This window comes from Parahaliea mediterranea, from assembly GCF_017255185.1.
Classification (GTDB): domain Bacteria; phylum Pseudomonadota; class Gammaproteobacteria; order Pseudomonadales; family Halieaceae; genus JAFKCZ01.
The window spans coordinates 36285-53061 of the sequence record NZ_JAFKCZ010000013.1; the positions used below are offsets into that span (position 1 = coordinate 36285).

The window sequence follows — 16777 nt, forward strand, 5'->3', positions numbered from 1 at the left end:
CAGTGGCCGGGCCGGTCTAGCTGGGCCCGTATAGCCGGGCTGTTATTGCCGGGTTTTCTCCAGGGCTTCCAGCTCCCGGGTGAGGGCGTCCAGCTCCGCTTCCAGTGCCGTGACCTTGGCCCGCGTGCGTTTGAGGATCGCGGCCTGGGCGTCGAATTCCTCCCGGCTCACCACGTCGAGCCGGGTCAGCGCGGCCTGGGCCAGGCCGCGCAGGCCGCGGTCCACCTCGCCCTTGAGCCCGCTGTCGCCGACCAGCGTGTTGACCTGCTGGATGACGTCGCCGATGGGGGGTGGTTTGAGTGCCATGTGCCGGGCCTGTGCTGTGTGTTTGAAGTCTGCGCCAGTCTAGTGGATTTCGCGGGGCGGGCACAGGTCATTTGGGTGCACTGAATGGGGGCGTTGCACAGTTGTGGTGCTTTGGCGCGGGCCTTATGCCGGCCATCGGTTGCGCCCGATACGTCGATAAAACCTCTATCCTTTTGATTTTCATATAAAAAAATTTACCTGGCACAGCATGTGCAATTTCCGTTGTGCAAGTTTCGCGATATGTGCCCCGTGACGTACGCAGCAAGCTACACAACAAATCGCGGCACAGGGGCCCACTACAAGGAGAACGGAAATATGTCTTACAAGAAACTGCTTCCCGCCACTGTCGCGGCCTCCCTGCTGGCCGGGGCTTCGTCCGCCATGGCGGAGCCGGAGATCAGCGCCAACGTCGCGCTGACCAGCGACTACCGCTTCCGGGGCATTTCGCAGTCCAACGAGGATATCGCCCTCCAGGGCGGCTTCGACCTGGCCTTCGACAGTGGCATTTATATCGGGACCTGGGGATCAACGGTCGATTTCGACAGCAACGACGGCTTCGACGGTTCGCTGGAGCTGGATTACTACGTTGGCTGGTCGATGGAAACCGAAAGCGGCGTCGGGGTGGACGTCGGCTATCTGTACTACGACTACCCGGGGGACGAGGGCGCCGAGGGTGATTACCAGGAAGTTTACGGCAGCGTGTCGTTCTGGGACGTGACCCTGGGGATGGCGTACTCCGACGACTACTACGGCGAGACCGAGAAGTTCTTCTATTACTACGGGGACTACAGCCTGGGTTTGGGGGAAAACCTGTCGCTGGATTTCCATGTCGGCTACAACGACCTCGATGAGGACGGCGGCTTCCTGGCCACCGACGAGGGCTCCTACATCGATTATTCCGTCGGCCTGACCTACTCCTTCCTGGCGGTCGACTGGAGCCTGGCCTACGTCGGCACCGACCTCGACGAAGAGGACGTGTTCGGTACCGAGTGGGGCGACGACACGGTGGTGTTCACTGTCTCCAAGAGCATGTAAGCGGCAGGCCTGACATTCCGTAACCGGCGCCCGCGAGGGCGCTCACAAAGAACCGGGAGAGTTCCATGAAACTAATCACGGCGATCGTAAAGCCATTCAAACTGGACGATGTGCGCGAGGCCTTGTCCGAGATCGGTGTCCAGGGGATCACCGTCACCGAGGTCAAGGGCTTCGGACGGCAAAAGGGGCATACCGAGCTCTACAGGGGGGCGGAGTACGTGGTCGATTTCCTGCCCAAGGTGAAAATCGAAGTGGCGGTGGCGGACGGCGTGGTCGACCAGACCATCGACGCCATCACCAAGGCGGCGAATACCGGCAAGATCGGTGACGGCAAGGTGTTCGTGTCCGACCTGGAACAGGTCATTCGCATTCGCACCGGCGAAACCGGCGAAGACGCGATCTAAACCTTCCGGACCCCTTAAAAGAGAGAGTCTATACCCATGGAAAACAATATCTTCGAATTGCAGTATGCAATCGACACCTTCTATTTCCTGGTGTGCGGCGCGCTGGTGATGTGGATGGCCGCCGGCTTTGCCATGCTCGAGGCCGGGCTGGTGCGGGCCAAGAACACGACCGAAATCCTGACCAAGAATGTGGCCCTGTTCGCGGTGGCCTGCACCATGTACCTGGTCTGCGGCTACCACTTCATGTACGACGGCGGCTGGTTCCTGTCCGGGGTGACCACCGTGGCGCAGATGGACGACGCCGCGGTGGCCCAGGTGCTGGCGGATTCCGCCGAGGCCGGCTTTGACGGTGACTCGGTTTACTCCGGGGCGTCCGATTTCTTCTTCCAGGTGGTCTTTGTCGCCACCGCGATGTCGATCGTCTCCGGCGCCGTGGCCGAGCGCATGAAACTGTGGGCCTTCCTGGCCTTCGCGGTGGTGATGACCGGCTTCATCTACCCGATCGAGGGCGGCTGGACCTGGGGCGGCAAGGACGTGCCCCTGATCGGTGCGTTGAACTACAGCGACTACGCCGGTTCCGGCATCGTGCACATGGCCGGTGCGGCCGCCGCCCTGGCCGGCGTCCTGCTGCTCGGTGCGCGCAAGGGTAAGTACAAGAGTGACGGCAGCATCAACGCCATCCCCGGCGCCAATATGCCCCTGGCCACCCTCGGCACCTTCATCCTGTGGATGGGCTGGTTCGGCTTCAACGGCGGTTCGACCCTGAAATTGGGCGGTATCGCGGTGGCCAACGAGGTGGCCAACGTGTTCCTCAACACCAACGCGGCGGCCGCCGGTGGCCTGATCGCGGCCCTGGCCCTGGCGCGCATCCTGTTCGGCAAGGCCGACCTCACCATGGCCCTGAACGGCGCCCTGGCGGGCCTGGTGGCGATCACCGCCGAGCCTGCGGACCCCTCGCCCCTGCTGGCCACCATCATCGGCGCCATCGGCGGCGTGGTCGTGGTGCTCAGTATCGTGACCCTGGACAAGCTGAAGATCGACGATCCGGTGGGCGCCATTTCGGTGCACGGCGTGGTCGGCCTGTGGGGTATCTTCGCGGTGCTGCTGTCCGATGCCGACGCCACCTTCATGGGCCAGCTGATCGGCGCCCTGGTGATCTTCTCCTGGGTGTTCGTGACCAGCTTCATCGTCTGGTTCGTGCTGAAGATGATCATCGGCCTGCGGGTCAGCGAGGAAGAGGAATACGAGGGTGTGGACCTCTCCGAGTGCGGCCTGGAGGCCTACCCGGAGTTCGTCACCGCCAAATAAGCTTGCGGGCGCATTTTCGGATGCGTGTTTGGGGGGCCTTTTGGCCCCCCTTTTTTATTTGTATTACGGCAAGGGTAAAGGTCGAATGAATTCGACCCTACAGTAGAACCATGCCCGGGCCCTTGCTTGGTCGCATGAATTCGACCAGCAAGGCTTGTGGATGGCTCCCGTAGGGTCGAATTCATTCGACCAGCAAGGCTTGTGGATGACCCCCGTAGGGTCGAATTCATTCGACCAAAGGCAGGCTGGCCGCGTCTCATGCAGTGGGCGTGGCCCCCGCCCGTTTTCGGGCAGAGGCTCATTCTTCTTCGTGGTCATTCATTCCACCGCGCCCCCGATCGAGCGACATTGGGTAAACTACTTGCGAATCACCCCACACCTCCCATAATTACCCATTCGAACCGACCGGAGGTATAACGTCATGAAATTGGTTACCGCAATTATCAAGCCCTTCAAGATGGACGACGTGCGCTCGGCGCTGTCGGAGATCGGGGTCCAAGGCATCACGGTGACCGAGGTCAAGGGGTTTGGCCGCCAGCGCGGCCATACGGAATTGTATCGGGGGGCGGAATACGTGGTGGATTTCCTGCCCAAGCTCAAGCTGGAAATCGCCGTGGGGGACGACCAGGTGGACTCGACGATCGAGGCCATCACCAACTCCGCCAACACCGGTAAAATCGGTGACGGCAAGATTTTCGTGTCCGACCTCGAGCAGGTGATCCGGATTCGCACCGGTGAAACCGGCGAGGACGCTATCTAGGGCCTGTGCGCGGGCCCTGGAGGTCGCCCGCCGGTTTCGGGGGCATTCAGCCCGGCCGTCTGGCCGGGCCGGTATAACAAGGAGAACAACAATGTCGTTGAACAAAGCACTCGCTTTCGTGGTGGTTGTTGCCTCACTGGCGCTCTCCGGCTGCGGCAGCAGCACCGAGACCCGGGTCGAGCAGGTCGATACCCAGGGCCAGCAGCTGATCGACCTCAAGGCCGCCTACGACCAGGGCATCATTACCGAGAAAGAATACGAACGGGCCAAGAAAGACATCCTGAAGGGCAGCTAGACACCCCGGGACCGGGCGGCGCCACGCCGCGAAGCGGCGTCGGGGTCCCTCAGTCTGGTGCCTGCGCCGCGGCGATGGACGCCACGGCGGAGGGCAGCTTGCGCAGGTTGTCGATTTCCCGGTCGGGGGCGGTGCCGCCCGCCCAGGGCAGCCCGGTCGGGTTCATCCACACCGTGTGCATGCCCACGCCCTGTGCCCCGGCGATATCGTGCTCGGGGTTGTCACCCACGTGGACGATGTGCTCGGGCCGCGCGCCGGTCAGGTCGAGGGCGGCGTGGAACATGTCCGGCGCCGGTTTGCTGGCGCCGACGTTTTCCGCGAGGAAGGCGAAGTCGAAGAACTCACCGGCGTCGGTCTTGAAGATGTCGGCGTTGCCGTTGGTCAGGGCGCCCAGGCGGTAGCGCCCGGCCAGCTCCGCCAGCACTTCCAGCGCCTCCTCGTAGAGTTCCACCGCGTGGCGCTGCTCCAGGAATACCGCGAAAGCTTCCTCGGCGCCCCGGCTGGCCTCAGCCTCGCCGTAGCCCGCCTCGATCTGCAGCTCGAACAGGGTGCGCACGCGCAACTGGCTCACGTGATGGGCGAGTTCCGGGTGGCGTTTCCACACGCCCTTCTTGAACGCCCACAGGCTTTGCTCGTCGTGGTGCTCGATCGCGCCGGGGCGGTGCTGCAGCAACCATTCCCGCTGGGCGGCCTCGGCCCGCAGCAGGGCCGGGTCGACATCCCACAGGGTATTGTCCAGGTCGAAGGTGATCACTTCGATGCTCACCGCATGTACTCCTGCGGCGCGTGGCCCCCGCGGGAGCGGGCGCCGCTAGTCATTGTCCGCCGTCGCCGGCAGGCGGTCCAGGAGCCGCACGATGACCTCGCCGAGATAGAGCAGGAACAGGGTCCCCATGCCGGCGTGATAGCGGTTGGCGTCGGCGCTGCCCACCGCGATCAAGCCGCGCTTGTCGGTCGCGCCCAGGGGCATGACCGCCGCCGAGCCCGACCCGGGAGCCCCGGCCCCGCTGGCGTTGGGAAACAGGAAGGCGAGCTCCTCCCCGCGCAGGGCGCCGCACAGGGGTTTGCGCCCCTTGAGCAGGCCGCCGACCTCGAGCTTGAGCTTTTCCGGCGTTTCGTAACGGGTGCTGCCGCCACTGTCGTCGGGGTCGCCAAACAGGATGATGCTGGCGTACTCCACCGCGAAGTCCTCGCGCATGCCCTGCAGGAAGCTATGGCACAACTGGTCGAGGTCGCTGGCCTCGAGCAGCTTCAGCACCAGCTTGCGGGTGTGTTCGTAGAGTTTGTCGTTGTCCCGCGCGTTGGCGGTAAGGGCGTTGAGGCGGTGGCGCATTTCCATGTTGCGCTCGCGCAGCACGCTGACCTGCTTTTCCACCAGCGACACCGCGCTGCCGGAGGCGTGGGAGACGTGCAGGAAATCCAGCAGGTCCGGATGGCGTTGCAGGAAGTCGCTGTTGTTCTTGAGGTATTCCCGCACCTGTTCTTCATCGAGTGCGGTACCGCTGCGGGCGACGGCGTCGTTGCTGGCGGACATGGCGTGTTCTCCCCTGTTCGGACTGCGACCCGCGACGGTTGGCCCGGCGGGTGTCAGAGTTTTATCGTGCCCTCGAAAACCACCGCGGTGGGGCCTGTCATCATGACATTGTGCCCCGGCCCCCGCCACGATATGGCAAGCTTACCGCCGGGCAGGTGAACTGTCACGGTATCGTCCAGCCAGCCGCGGCTGTGGCCGTAGACCACCGCGGCGCAGGCGCCGGTGCCGCAGGCCAGGGTTTCGCCGACCCCGCGCTCGTAGACCCGCAACCGGATCTCGCCGCGCGAGACCACCTGCATGAAGCCGGCGTTCACCCGCTGCGGGAAGTCGGGGTGTTTTTCAATCCGCGGGCCCAGGCCCTCGACATCGGCGCTGTCCACGTCATCCACCCGCCACACGGCGTGGGGGTTGCCCATCGACACGGCGCCGATCTCCAGCTCCCGCCCGGCCACCGCCAGGGTGTAGCTGGGCGCGAGCGCCGCGGCCTTGAACGGGATCTGTTCCGGCTCGAAGGTGGGCGGGCCCATGTCCACTTCCACCTGGTTGTGGTCGCGCGCGTTGAGCACGATGACGCCGGCCGCGGTTTCCACCGAGATGCGTCGCTTGGCGGTGAGCTTCTTGTCGCGCACAAAGCGGGCGAAACAGCGCGCGCCGTTGCCGCACTGTTCCACCTCGTCGCCGTCGGCGTTGTAGATGCGGTAGCGGAAATCGACATCGGGACGGCGCGGCGGCTCGACCACCAGGACCTGGTCGCAGCCGATGCCGAGGCGGCGGTCGGCCAGTTTGCGAATGTCCCGGGGGCGCAAGCGGCACTTCTGGCTGATCAGGTCGATGACCACGAAGTCGTTGCCGGCGCCGTGCATCTTGGTGAACTTGAGCATCATCGGCGCAGCTACGCTCCGGCCGGGAGGCGATGCTCCAGGCGCAGCTGGTCCTCGATGGTCTCGCGTTCCCGGGCCAGGTGGACCTGCTCGCCGTCCACCACCACCTCGGCGGCGCGGCCGCGGCTGTTGTAGTTGGAACTCATCACGAAGCCGTAGGCCCCGGCGCCGAACACCGCCAGCAAATCGCCCGCGGCCAGCGCCAGCTCGCGCTGCTTGCCGAGGAAGTCGGCGGTCTCGCACACCGGGCCCACCACGTCCCAGGCCTGGGTCTCGGTATCCGTGCGCGGTACCACCGGGCGGATATCCATCCAGGCCTGGTACAGGGCGGGGCGGATCAGGTCGTTCATGCCGGCGTCGACCAGCGCGAAGTTGTGATCCGGCGTCTGCTTGGTGTACTCCACCCGGGTGAGCAGGATGCCGGCGTTGGCGGCGATGGAGCGGCCGGGTTCCAGCACCAGTTCCAGTTCGCGCGACCCCAGCTGCTCGCGGATGGCGCCGATGTAGTCGGCCACCGATGGCGGTTGTTCGTCGCGGTAGCGCACGCCGAGGCCGCCGCCCAGGTCCAGGTGGCGCAGGGCGATGCCCTCCGCGGCCAGCTGGTCCACCAGCGCCAGCAGGCGCCGCAGGGCGTCGACAAAGGGGCTGAGCTCGGTCAGCTGCGAGCCGATGTGGCAGTCCAGGCCCTGCACGCTGATATGCGGCAGCTGTGCCGCGCGGCGGTAGACCCGCAGCGCCTCGTCGACGGTGACGCCGAATTTGTTTTCCTTGAGCCCGGTGGAAATGTAGGGGTGGGTGCGGGCGTCCACGTCCGGGTTGACCCGCACCGACACCGGCGCCTGCCGGCCCAGTTCCCCGGCGACCCGGTTCAGTACCTCCAGCTCGGCGGCGGACTCCAGGTTGAAGCAGCGGATGCCGTGTTCCAGGGCCCGGGCCATTTCCGCGGCGGTTTTGCCGACCCCGGAGAACACGGTCTTCGCCGGGTCGCCGCCGGCGGCGATGACCCGCTCCAGCTCGCCGATGGAGACGATGTCGAAGCCGGCGCCGCGGCGGGCCAGGATGTCGAGCACCGCGAGGCTGGAATTGGCCTTGACCGCGTAGCAGACCAGGTGGGGGCGGTCGGCGAGCGCGTCGAGGTATTCGTCCAGGGACCGCTCCAGCGCGGCGCGGGAGTACAGGTAGCAGGGCGTGCCGAAACGCTCGGCAATGGCGGCGGCCGCGAGACCCTCGGCGAAGAGCTCGCCCTGTTGGTAGTGAAAGTGTTCCATGGTGATTCGATCTTCAGTTGACCGGCTCGGGACCGCCATCGCCCTCCGCCCCGTCCTGGGCGTTGGTGGGCGGTGCTTCGTCGGGCATGTAGAGCGGGCCGGTCTGGCCGCAGCCCTGGAGTCCCAATACCAGGCAGGTTGCGGCGAGGGCGGCTAGAAGCTGTCGCATGGGGTCCGATCCGGGTTCAAAACGCCCGATTATACCCATCGCGCGCCGGCAAATCTCGCGGCGATTTGCAATTGACGCCGCCAGCCGGTCGCGGCTAGTCAGGTTCACGGGCAGTCCGTATCATGACGCGCTTCCATTCCCCGGGCAGGAGTGCAAAGCCTGTGACTCAAAAACCCGCTCTGTTCGGCGCGCTGCTGTCGGCCCTGGTGCCGGCGATCGCGACCGCCGCCGACCCCCTGCAGGACCCGCTCCACGTACGCAATATCAGTCCCGTCACCGGGCTGGTCGGCCTGCCGGCCCAGCGCGCGGCGACGACGACCCCCAGTGGCACGCTTCAGTGGACGCTGCACGCCGCTGTCGCCAGCCACTACGTCAGCGACCGGGCCGGGGTCGAGCAACTCAACCTCGACGGCGAGACCCAGCGCCTGGCCCTCGAGCTGCGCTACGGCCTGGCCGAGGGATGGGATGTGCAGCTCGAGCTGCCCTGGCTGCGCCAGGACGGCGGCGCGCTGGACGGCGCCATTGACGGCTGGCACGAGTTCTGGGGCATGCCGGACAACGGTCGCGGCGACGCCCCGCGGGACCGCATCGACTACCGCTACGCCGATCCGGATTTGCGCTTCGCCGTGCTGGACAGCGGTTCCGGTATCGGCGATGGCAGCCTGGCGCTGCAGCGGCGGCTGTACCGCGACGGCGGCGTGGAAGTGGCCGCCAGCCTGGGCTACAAGTTTGGCAGCGGGGATGTGGACGACTTTAGCGGCAGCGGCGAGGGTGATGTCTACGCCGCACTGCGGGTGGCGGGCAGCGGCGATGGCGCGCTGGGCTGGTACGGGCAGGCGGGCTACCTGCGGGCCGGCGAAATCGCCGAACTGGGGCCGCGCCAGGAGCGCGATCTGTGGTTCGCCGGTGCCGGGCTCGCCTGGCGCCTGTCGCCGTCCTGGTCCCTGCTGGGCCAGCTGGATGCCCACGCCGCGCCCATGGACAGCGCCCTGGACGCCCTGGGCGGCGACGCGGTGATGCTCTCCGCCGGCGCCCGCTGGCGCTTCGCGCCGCGCTGGGCGGTGGATGTCTCGCTGGTCGAGGATATCGCGGTGGAAACCGCCCCGGACGTGATTTTCCAGGCCAGCCTGCGCTATCTCGGCGCTGGCACGCCTTAATCCAGCAGCCAATGCCGCGGGCACAGTAGCGGCGCGGGGACGTACCGCAAGCACTCGCTGCGTTTATGGGGCAGGCTCTGCCTGGTTACTAGCCTCTCGATTGCACCAGGTCGCGGGCCCGCTCCGCCGCCGCGCGCACCTGGGCCGGGGCGGTGCCCCCCAGGTGATCGCGGGCCGCCAGTGAGCCCTCCAGGGTGAGCACCTCGAACACGTCCGCCTCGATCTGCGGGTAGAAGCCCTGCAGCGTCGCCAGGTCCATCTCCGCCAGGTCCAGTCCCTGGGCCACGCCGTGGGCGACGGCCTTGCCCACCACCTCGTGGGCGTCGCGGAAGGGCAGGCCGCGGCGCACCAGGTAGTCCGCCAGGTCGGTGGCGGTGGAAAAGCCCCGCCGCGCCGCCTCGCGCATATTGTCCTGGCGCGGGCGGATGTTGGGCACCATGTCGGCAAAGGCGCGCAGGCAGTCGCGCACCGTGTCGATGGTGTCGAACAGGGGCTCCTTGTCCTCCTGGTTGTCCTTGTTGTAGGCCAGGGGCTGGCTCTTCATCAGGGTGAGCAGGGAAATCAGGTGGCCGTTGACCCGCCCGGTCTTGCCGCGCACCAGTTCCGGTACGTCCGGGTTCTTTTTCTGCGGCATGATCGAGGAGCCGGTGCAGAAGCGGTCCGGCAGCTCCACAAAGTCGAACTGGGCGGAGGTCCACAGCACCAGCTCCTCCGACATCCGCGACAGGTGGGTCAGCAGCAGCGCGGCGAAGGCGCAGAATTCGATGGCGAAGTCGCGATCGGACACCGAGTCGAGGGAGTTTTCGGTGGGCTTGTCGAAACCCAGCGCCGCGGCGGTCATCTCGCGCTTGATCGGGTAGGTGGTGCCGGCCAGCGCGGCCGCGCCCAGCGGCGACTGGTTCAGGCGCTTGCGGCAGTCGGCCAGGCGCCCGTGGTCGCGCTCCAGCATCTCGTTCCAGGCCAGCAGGTGGTGGCCGAAGGCGACCGGCTGGGCGGTCTGCAGGTGGGTGAAACCGGGCATCACCGTGTCCGCGTGCCGCGCCGCCAGCTCGATGGTGCCCAGTTGCAGGCGGCCCAGCTCGACGGCGATGTCGTCGATGGCCCGGCGCAGGTGGAGGCGGATATCGGTGGCCACCTGGTCGTTGCGGGAGCGGCCGGTGTGCAGCTTCTTGCCGGTGGCGCCGATCAACTGAGTCAGGCGCGCCTCGATGTTCATGTGCACGTCTTCCAGCTCCACCGACCAGGCGAAGCTGCCGCCCTGGATCTCCTCGCGCACCTGCTCCAGTCCACCCTGGATCTGGGCCAGTTCATCGGCGCTCAACACGCCCACCGCGGCCAGCATCTCGGCGTGGGCCAGGGAGCCCGCGATATCCTCCTGCGCCATGCGCTGGTCGAAATCCACCGAGGCGGTGAAGCGCTGTACGAAACGGTCGGTGGCCTCGGTGAAGCGTCCGCCCCACAGTTTGCTGGTGTCCTGGTCTTTGCTCATGGTGCTCCCGGGTACTGACCGCCGCTTGCGGCGCGTGGTGGTTTTACACTTGTCGGTGCGAATAGGGGATGCAAGTATACCAGTAACCATTAGAGGGGGCGCGCGAATGCGGCTGGCGGTAACGCGGCGTGACGACACGATAACGACACAAACCACCGGGGAGTTTTTCATTCCCGACCTCTGTGGCACCCGCCAGGTGTTTGTCATTGTGCTGCTGACGGAATTGCTGGTGCTGGTGTACACGCTCGCGGTCAGCGGCCTGCCCGACTACGATTGGACGTTGCTGGCGGAGGCGTCGCTGTTCGCGCAGTGGGTGGTGCTGCTGAGCGCGGCGCTGCTGTGTCTGCTGCGCAGCGGTTTTCCGGGCATGGGGCTGGTGGCGGCGAGCGTCGCGGGCCTGTCGCTGGTGCTGGTGGTCACCGCGCTCAGTACCCTCGGCGCCTTCTACTTTTACCCCCGGGCCCCCGGCGAGGTCTTCGACAGTTGGGCCCTGTTGCGCAACCTGCTGATCGCCCTGGTGGTGACCGGTATCGCGCTGCGCTACTTCTTCCTGCAGCACCAGCTGCGCCTGCGCGAGCGTTCAATGCTCCAGGCCCGTCTGGATGCCCTGCGGGCGCGGATTCGTCCGCACTTCCTGTTCAACACCCTCAACAGCATCGCCAGCCTGATCGACAGCCGGCCGGAGAGCGCCGAGCGCGCGGTGGAGGACCTGGCCGAACTGTTTCGCGCCAGCCTGCGCGAGAGCGGTGAGCCGGCGACCGTGGCGGATGAGCTGCGCCTGTGCCGGCGCTACCTGGGGATCGAGCAGCTGCGCCTGGACGAGCGCCTGGCGGTGGACTGGGATGTTGCCCCGGAGGCGGAGGGTGTCGCCATGCCGGGCCTGGTGTTGCAGCCGCTGGTGGAAAACGCGGTGTACCACGGTATCGCCCGCCTGCCGCGGGGGGGGACAATTCGCGTGTCGGTGGCGGTCGACGCCAACACGTTGCGGGCGGAGGTCCGCAACCCGATGCCCCCGGAGCGGCATTCCGGGGGGCTGCACATGGCCCTGGAAAACATTCGCCAGCGCCTGCAGGCCCTGTTCGGCGAAGCGGCGGGGCTGGAGATCGATGATCGCGAGGGCGAATTTCGCGTGCGCCTGTTCTACCCACTCACTGTCCCGAAGGAGCAGCCGTGAAGGTCTTGGTTGTCGACGACGAGTCCCTGGCCCGTGATCGCCTGCGGCGCCTGCTGGCCCGCCTGGACCCGGCTGTCGAATGCCTCGAGGCTGACAGCGGCGAGGGGGCGCTCGAGGTGCTGGAAGCGTTTGATCCGCAACTGGTGTTGCTGGATGTGCGCATGCCGGGCATGGGGGGGATTGAACTGGCGGCGCGGCTGGCGGAGCTGGAGCGGCCGCCGGCGGTGATATTCTGCACGGCCTACGACGAATACGCCCTGGACGCCCTGCGCCAACAGGCCGCGGCCTACCTGCTCAAACCGGTGCGCGAGGAGGAACTGGCGCAGGCCCTGCGGCGCGCGGCTCGCGTCAATCGCGTGCAGGTGGCGGCGTTGCGCGACGATGGCGAGCGGGCGGGAGCGCGGCGCCAGGTCTCCAGCCAGGGGCACCGGGGCCTGGAAACCCTGCCGGTGGAAGAAGTGCGTTGCTTCCTGGCGGAGCAGAAGTACGTTACCGCCTTTGCCCCCGGGCGCCAGTTGCTGCTGCCGGACTCCCTCAAGGACCTGGAAGGGGAGTTCGGCCACGCCTTCCTGCGCGTGCACCGCAATGCCCTGGTGTCGCTGCACCACGTGAGGCGGCTGGCCCGCAACGGGGACGGCGGCTGGTGCGTGGAGCTGGAGGGCGTGACCTTGCGACCGGCGGTCAGCCGGCGGCACCTGGCCGCGGTCAAGGAGCGGCTGCTGGATCGCTGAGGCTTTTGTCGTTGATATCGCCGAGGCTCTTGTCGTCAGTATCGCTGAGGCTCCTCGCGACTGGTATCATGGGCGGTTCACTTTTTACCGATGCAAGCCTATGCCCCGCCCGCTGACCATTGCTACCCGAGAATCTCCCCTGGCCCTGTGGCAGGCGGAATATGTACGCGACGCCCTGCGCGCCGCGCACCCCGGACTGGACGTGGCGCTGCTGGGCATGACCTCCCGCGGCGACCGCCTGCTGGATGTGCCACTGGCCAAGGTGGGGGGCAAGGGCCTGTTCGTGAAGGAGCTCGAGACCGCCCTGCTGGACCGCAGTGCCGATATTGCCGTGCACTCGATGAAGGACGTCCCCATGGCCTTCCCCGAGGGCCTGGGCCTGGGGGTGATCTGCGAGCGCGAGGATCCCACCGACGCCTTTGTCAGCAATCACTTCGACAGCGTCGACGCGCTGCCGGCCGGCAGTGTGGTGGGGACCTCCAGCCTGCGGCGGGAGTGCCAGTTGCGCGAGCGGCGCCCGGACCTGGAGGTCAAGTTCCTGCGCGGCAATGTGCAGAGCCGCCTGCGCAAGCTGGACGACGGCGAATACGATGCCATTATCCTGGCCACCGCGGGCCTGTTGCGGCTGGAGATGAGCCAGCGCATTCGCCAGCGCATTCCGGCCGAGGTGTCCCTGCCGGCGGGCGGGCAGGGTGCCGTGGGCATCGAGTTGCGCAGTGACGACACGCAAACCCTGGCGCTGCTGCAAGCCCTGCACCACGAACCCACCGCGCAGCGGGTGACGGCCGAACGCGCCCTCAACCGGCGGCTGGAGGGCGGCTGCCAGGTACCCATCGCCTGCTATGCCGAATTTACCGGGCGCGGCGAGCTGTGGCTGCGGGGGCTGGTGGGGCGGCCGGACGGCACGCTGCTGCTGCGCGCCGAGGCCACGGCCCCGGTGGCGCAGGCCGAGGCCCTTGGCATCGGCGTGGCGGAGGAGCTGCTGTCGCAGGGGGCCGGCGAGATCCTGGCCGAGGTCTATGGCCGCTAGCCGGGTATTGGTTACCCGTCCCGCGGGACAGGAAGCGCCATTGCGCGCCGCCCTGGAAGCGCGTGGTCTGCAGGTTTTCCACCAGCCCTTGATCGAGCTCCAGCCGCGGGCGGAGCCCGACCCCGCCCAGCGCGCCATATTGCAGCAACTGGATCTCTACCAGCATGTGATCTTTATCAGCACCAATGCCGTCCACTACGGCATGGCCTGGCTGGAGGACTACTGGCCGCAGTGGCCGGTGGGGCTGCACTGGTACGCGGTGGGTTCCGGTACCGCCCGCGCCCTGTCCGCCTTCGGTATCCAGGCGCTGGTGCCGGAGCGCGACATGAACAGCGAGGGCTTGCTGCGCCTGCCCCCGCTGCGCGATCTGCACGGCCAGCGCGTCCTCATCGTCAAGGGCGAGGGCGGGCGGCTGGTGCTGCGCGATGAAACACGGCGCCGGGGCGCCAGGGTAGACCAGTTGGCTTGTTACCGGCGGGCCCCGGTACGACTGCCCGCGGGCGAGATGGCCGCGCGGCTGGCCGAGTGGCGGGCCGATTTGTTATTGCTGAGCAGCGGCGAGGGGCTGGATAACCTGCTGGCGTTGCTTAGCCCGGAAGAAACCTCTAAGTTAGGACAGCGCGCCACCCTGTTGGTGCCTTCGCGCCGGGTGGCCCAGGCGGCGGAGGCCGCCGGCCTCGGCCGCGTGCGGGTGGCCGAGAACGCCTCCGACGAGGCCATGTTGCAAGCGGTTGAACGGTGGTTGCGAGACAGTGGAGACGATTGAGTGAGCGACGACAAGGACAACAACATCATCTCCCCGGACAATGTCCCGCCCACGCCCGGCGGCGAGCCGGAGCCCGCGCAGCCCGAGCCTCCGGCACCGGCGGTGGCGGAGCGGCGCGACGACGAATACCGCCCGCCCGCCCGCGGCGGTGGCTTTCCGGTGGTTGCCACGCTCGCCCTGCTGCTGGTGCTGGCCCTGGGCGGCGCCGCGGCCTGGTTGCTGCTGGAGGCCCAGCGGCGCGAGTCCGCCCTGCTCGATCGCCTGGCGATGCTCGAGGCGGTTACCGAGCGCGAGGTCATGGAGGCCAGCGAGCAGCAGGCCCAGTTGCGTGAGCTCAACGATACACTGGAAACCGAGCTGCAGGGCGAGCTGCGCGAGGGCCTGGCGGAACTGGAGCCGCGCCTGGCGGAGCAGGCCGGACGCCTGCGCGAGTTGTCGTCGCAACTCGAGGGCATCGACAGCCGGGTGAGCGCACACGGCGAGGAGCTGGCCCGCTACAGCGCCGCCGATCGCGAGAGTTGGCAGCTGGCGGAGGTGGAGTACCTGCTGCGCCTGGCCAACCAGCGCCTGATCATGACCGGCGATGCCGAGTCGGCCCAGGCCCTGTTGCGCAGCGCCGATGCGATTCTCCGGCAGCTCGACGACACCCGCCTGCACTCCGCGCGCCGCGCCATCGCCGCCGATCTCGCGGCCCTGCGCGCGGTGCCTAGACTGGACACCGAGGGCCTGTACCTGCGCCTGTCGGCCCTGGCCCAGGAGGCCGGACAACTCGCCATTTTCGAATTGCCGGAGGCGGAGCGACGCCTCGCCGAGGCTCCCGCCGAGGACTGGCGCGGTCGCCTGAAGCAGGGCTACCAGGCGGCCCTGCAAAAACTCTCCGACTACATCATCATCCGCCGCCGCGAGGTGCCGATGCAGGCGCTGATGGACCCGCAGTGGGAAGGGTTGGTGCGGCAGAACCTGCGCATGCTGCTGGAGCAGTCCCAGGTGGCCCTGCTGTCGGGTAACGCGCGGCTGTATCGCGAGAGCCTGCAGCGCGCCCGCCATTGGGTGGCCCAGTTTTTCGAGTCCGACGGCCGCGCCGCCCGTGCCGTGGACGCCGAACTGGAACAGCTGGCGGGGGAGACCGTGACCGTGGCGCTGCCGGATATTTCCCGCTCCCTGCGCGCCCTCGACGAGGCCCTGGCCCGGCGCGAGCGCGACGCCGCCGGGACGGGTAACTAGCCGTGCGTAGCGTATTCGCCCTGATCCTCATCGCCCTGCTGCTGGGCGTCGGCGTGGTGGCCGTGATCGAGACCGATCCCGGCTATGTGCTCATTGCCTATGGCAATTACACCCTGGAGACCAGCCTGTGGGTGGGGTTGGTGCTGCTGGTGCTGTTCACCCTGCTGGTCTACGGCGCGGTGCGCCTGGTGCGCAAGCTGTTTTTTGGCCAGCGCTCGGTGGCGCACTGGATGGGCGCCCGCCGGGGGCGGCAGGCCGCGCGCCTGACCAATCGCGGCCTGATCAACTATATCGAGGGCAACTGGCAGAAATCCCGCCGCCAGCTGCTGCGCGGCGCCCGCCACAACGAAACGCCGATGATCAACTACCTGATGGCGGCCCGCGCCAGCTCCGAGTTGGGCGAGCAGGACAAGATGCGCGAATTCCTCGGCGAGGCGGAGCGCTCCGACGCCCAGGCCGGCATCGCGGTGGAGCTGACCCAGGCGGAGATCAAGCTCGACGCCGGCCAGTACGAGCAGGCGGTGGCCACCCTGGTGCGGGCCCGCCGCAACGCCGCCCGCCACCCGCACGTGCTCGACCTGTTGCGCCAGGCCTACCTGGGCCTGGAGGACTGGGACAACCTGGCCGCCCTGCTGCCGGACCTGACCCGGCACCAGGTGCTGCCCGCCGCCGACCTGGCAGCCCTGGAGCGCCAGGTGCACCGGCGGCGCCTGCAATTGGCGGCCCGCGGCGGCGATGCGACACAGGCGCTGCAGCAGCGCTGGCAGGAGCTGCCGGCCCAGTGGAAGCGCGATCGCGACCTGCTGCGCGCCTATGTGGCGCTGCTGATTACCCAGGACGCCCACGACGCGGCGGAAAAGGTCTGCCTGCGCGCGCTGAAGCGGGACTGGGACAGCGAGCTGGTGCGGCTCTATGCGTTTGTGCACGGCGCCAGCGACAGTAAGCAATTGAGCCAGGCGGAGAGCTGGTTGGAGGAGCACCGTGACGATGCGCAGTTGCTGCTCTGCCTGGGTCGGCTGGCGGCCCGCTGCGAGCTGTGGGGCAAGGCCCGGGACTACCTGGAGGCGAGCTACAAGCTGCAGCACACGCCGGAGGTTTGCGCGGAGCTGGGCCGCCTGCTGGGGGCGCTGGGCGAGCCCAAGGTCAGCGCGCGCTACTTCGAGGAAGGGCTGCTACGGGACGTGAAGCTGCCGGAACTGCCGATGCCCAGTGCCGGCGCCAAGCGGCTCGGCAACGAATCCTGATC

The 16777-nt window shown here is 67.4% G+C and carries 19 protein-coding genes; 12 read left to right on the top strand and 7 right to left on the bottom strand.

Features of this window, described 5'->3' with window-relative positions:
* Window positions 1-42 precede the first annotated feature (42 nt).
* Entirely contained in the window at window positions 43-306 is a 264-nt protein-coding gene (locus tag JYP50_RS16580) for an accessory factor UbiK family protein (RefSeq protein WP_206561678.1), read from the bottom strand.
* A gap of 315 nt (window positions 307-621) precedes the next feature.
* On the opposite strand from JYP50_RS16580, the gene JYP50_RS16585 reads away from it, so the two are divergent.
* The 5 genes from JYP50_RS16585 to JYP50_RS16605 all read left to right on the top strand — a co-directional run bounded on the left by JYP50_RS16585 (window position 622) and on the right by JYP50_RS16605 (window position 4108).
* Window positions 622-1341: a TorF family putative porin gene (locus tag JYP50_RS16585; protein ID WP_206561679.1), complete on the top strand. Its 720-nt coding sequence runs from the start codon at window positions 622-624 to the stop codon at window positions 1339-1341.
* A 65-nt stretch (window positions 1342-1406) separates the two neighbouring features.
* On the top strand, window positions 1407-1745 hold the full coding sequence (gene glnK / locus JYP50_RS16590) for a P-II family nitrogen regulator (protein ID WP_116366988.1): 339 nt from the start codon (window positions 1407-1409) through the stop codon (window positions 1743-1745).
* A gap of 36 nt (window positions 1746-1781) precedes the next feature.
* Complete coding sequence (locus JYP50_RS16595) at window positions 1782-3053, top strand: ammonium transporter (protein ID WP_206561680.1); 1272 nt, start codon at window positions 1782-1784, stop codon at window positions 3051-3053.
* Between the two features lie 421 nt (window positions 3054-3474).
* A complete protein-coding gene (gene glnK / locus JYP50_RS16600) occupies window positions 3475-3813 on the top strand; it encodes a P-II family nitrogen regulator (protein WP_206561681.1) in 339 nt (112 codons plus the stop codon).
* 91 nt (window positions 3814-3904) lie between these two features.
* Window positions 3905-4108, top strand: a complete 204-nt coding sequence (locus JYP50_RS16605) for an SHOCT domain-containing protein (RefSeq protein ID WP_206561682.1) — start codon at window positions 3905-3907, stop codon at window positions 4106-4108.
* A gap of 49 nt (window positions 4109-4157) precedes the next feature.
* Here the strand turns inward: JYP50_RS16605 and JYP50_RS16610 are convergent, their stop codons facing one another.
* Genes JYP50_RS16610 through lptM form a run of 5 tightly spaced genes read right to left on the bottom strand, consistent with a single transcriptional unit; the run spans window position 4158 to window position 7960 of the window.
* Entirely contained in the window at window positions 4158-4874 is a 717-nt protein-coding gene (locus JYP50_RS16610; protein ID WP_206561683.1) for an HAD-IA family hydrolase, read from the bottom strand.
* A 45-nt stretch (window positions 4875-4919) separates the two neighbouring features.
* Window positions 4920-5642 (bottom strand): DUF484 family protein, encoded by a 723-nt coding sequence (locus JYP50_RS16615; protein WP_206561684.1) that lies wholly within the window; start codon window positions 5640-5642, stop codon window positions 4920-4922.
* Between the two features lie 53 nt (window positions 5643-5695).
* Window positions 5696-6526, bottom strand: a complete 831-nt coding sequence (dapF, locus tag JYP50_RS16620) for a diaminopimelate epimerase (protein WP_206561685.1) — start codon at window positions 6524-6526, stop codon at window positions 5696-5698.
* Window positions 6527-6534: 8 nt separating this feature from the next.
* The gene (gene lysA, locus JYP50_RS16625) at window positions 6535-7791 is read right to left on the bottom strand and encodes a diaminopimelate decarboxylase (RefSeq protein WP_206561686.1); all 1257 of its coding nucleotides are present in this window, start codon (window positions 7789-7791) and stop codon (window positions 6535-6537) included.
* A gap of 13 nt (window positions 7792-7804) precedes the next feature.
* Window positions 7805-7960 (bottom strand): LPS translocon maturation chaperone LptM, encoded by a 156-nt coding sequence (lptM, locus tag JYP50_RS16630; RefSeq protein ID WP_206561687.1) that lies wholly within the window; start codon window positions 7958-7960, stop codon window positions 7805-7807.
* 161 nt (window positions 7961-8121) lie between these two features.
* Between lptM and JYP50_RS16635 the strand changes: the two genes are divergently transcribed.
* The gene (locus JYP50_RS16635) at window positions 8122-9117 is read left to right on the top strand and encodes a DUF3187 family protein (protein WP_206561688.1); all 996 of its coding nucleotides are present in this window, start codon (window positions 8122-8124) and stop codon (window positions 9115-9117) included.
* An 88-nt stretch (window positions 9118-9205) separates the two neighbouring features.
* On the opposite strand, the gene argH is transcribed toward JYP50_RS16635, so the two are convergent.
* Window positions 9206-10606 (bottom strand): argininosuccinate lyase, encoded by a 1401-nt coding sequence (argH, locus tag JYP50_RS16640; protein WP_206561689.1) that lies wholly within the window; start codon window positions 10604-10606, stop codon window positions 9206-9208.
* Window positions 10607-10712: 106 nt separating this feature from the next.
* On the opposite strand from argH, the gene JYP50_RS16645 reads away from it, so the two are divergent.
* The 6 genes from JYP50_RS16645 (at window position 10713) to JYP50_RS16670 (ending at window position 16775) form a co-directional block, all read left to right on the top strand.
* Window positions 10713-11780 carry a sensor histidine kinase gene (locus JYP50_RS16645; protein ID WP_206561690.1) on the top strand — a complete coding sequence of 356 codons (1068 nt, stop codon included), beginning with the start codon at window positions 10713-10715 and terminating at the stop codon, window positions 11778-11780.
* Entirely contained in the window at window positions 11777-12511 is a 735-nt protein-coding gene (locus tag JYP50_RS16650) for a response regulator (protein ID WP_206561691.1), read from the top strand. The genes JYP50_RS16645 and JYP50_RS16650 overlap by 4 nt, the downstream gene beginning before the upstream one ends.
* 100 nt (window positions 12512-12611) lie before the next feature.
* Window positions 12612-13541: a hydroxymethylbilane synthase gene (gene hemC, locus JYP50_RS16655; RefSeq protein ID WP_206561692.1), complete on the top strand. Its 930-nt coding sequence runs from the start codon at window positions 12612-12614 to the stop codon at window positions 13539-13541.
* A 40-nt stretch (window positions 13542-13581) separates the two neighbouring features.
* Window positions 13582-14307: a uroporphyrinogen-III synthase gene (locus JYP50_RS16660; RefSeq protein WP_241263238.1), complete on the top strand. Its 726-nt coding sequence runs from the start codon at window positions 13582-13584 to the stop codon at window positions 14305-14307.
* Entirely contained in the window at window positions 14308-15531 is a 1224-nt protein-coding gene (locus JYP50_RS16665; RefSeq protein ID WP_206561694.1) for a uroporphyrinogen-III C-methyltransferase, read from the top strand.
* A gap of 2 nt (window positions 15532-15533) precedes the next feature.
* Window positions 15534-16775, top strand: a complete 1242-nt coding sequence (locus tag JYP50_RS16670; RefSeq protein ID WP_206561695.1) for a heme biosynthesis HemY N-terminal domain-containing protein — start codon at window positions 15534-15536, stop codon at window positions 16773-16775.
* Window positions 16776-16777: the final 2 nt, after the last annotated feature.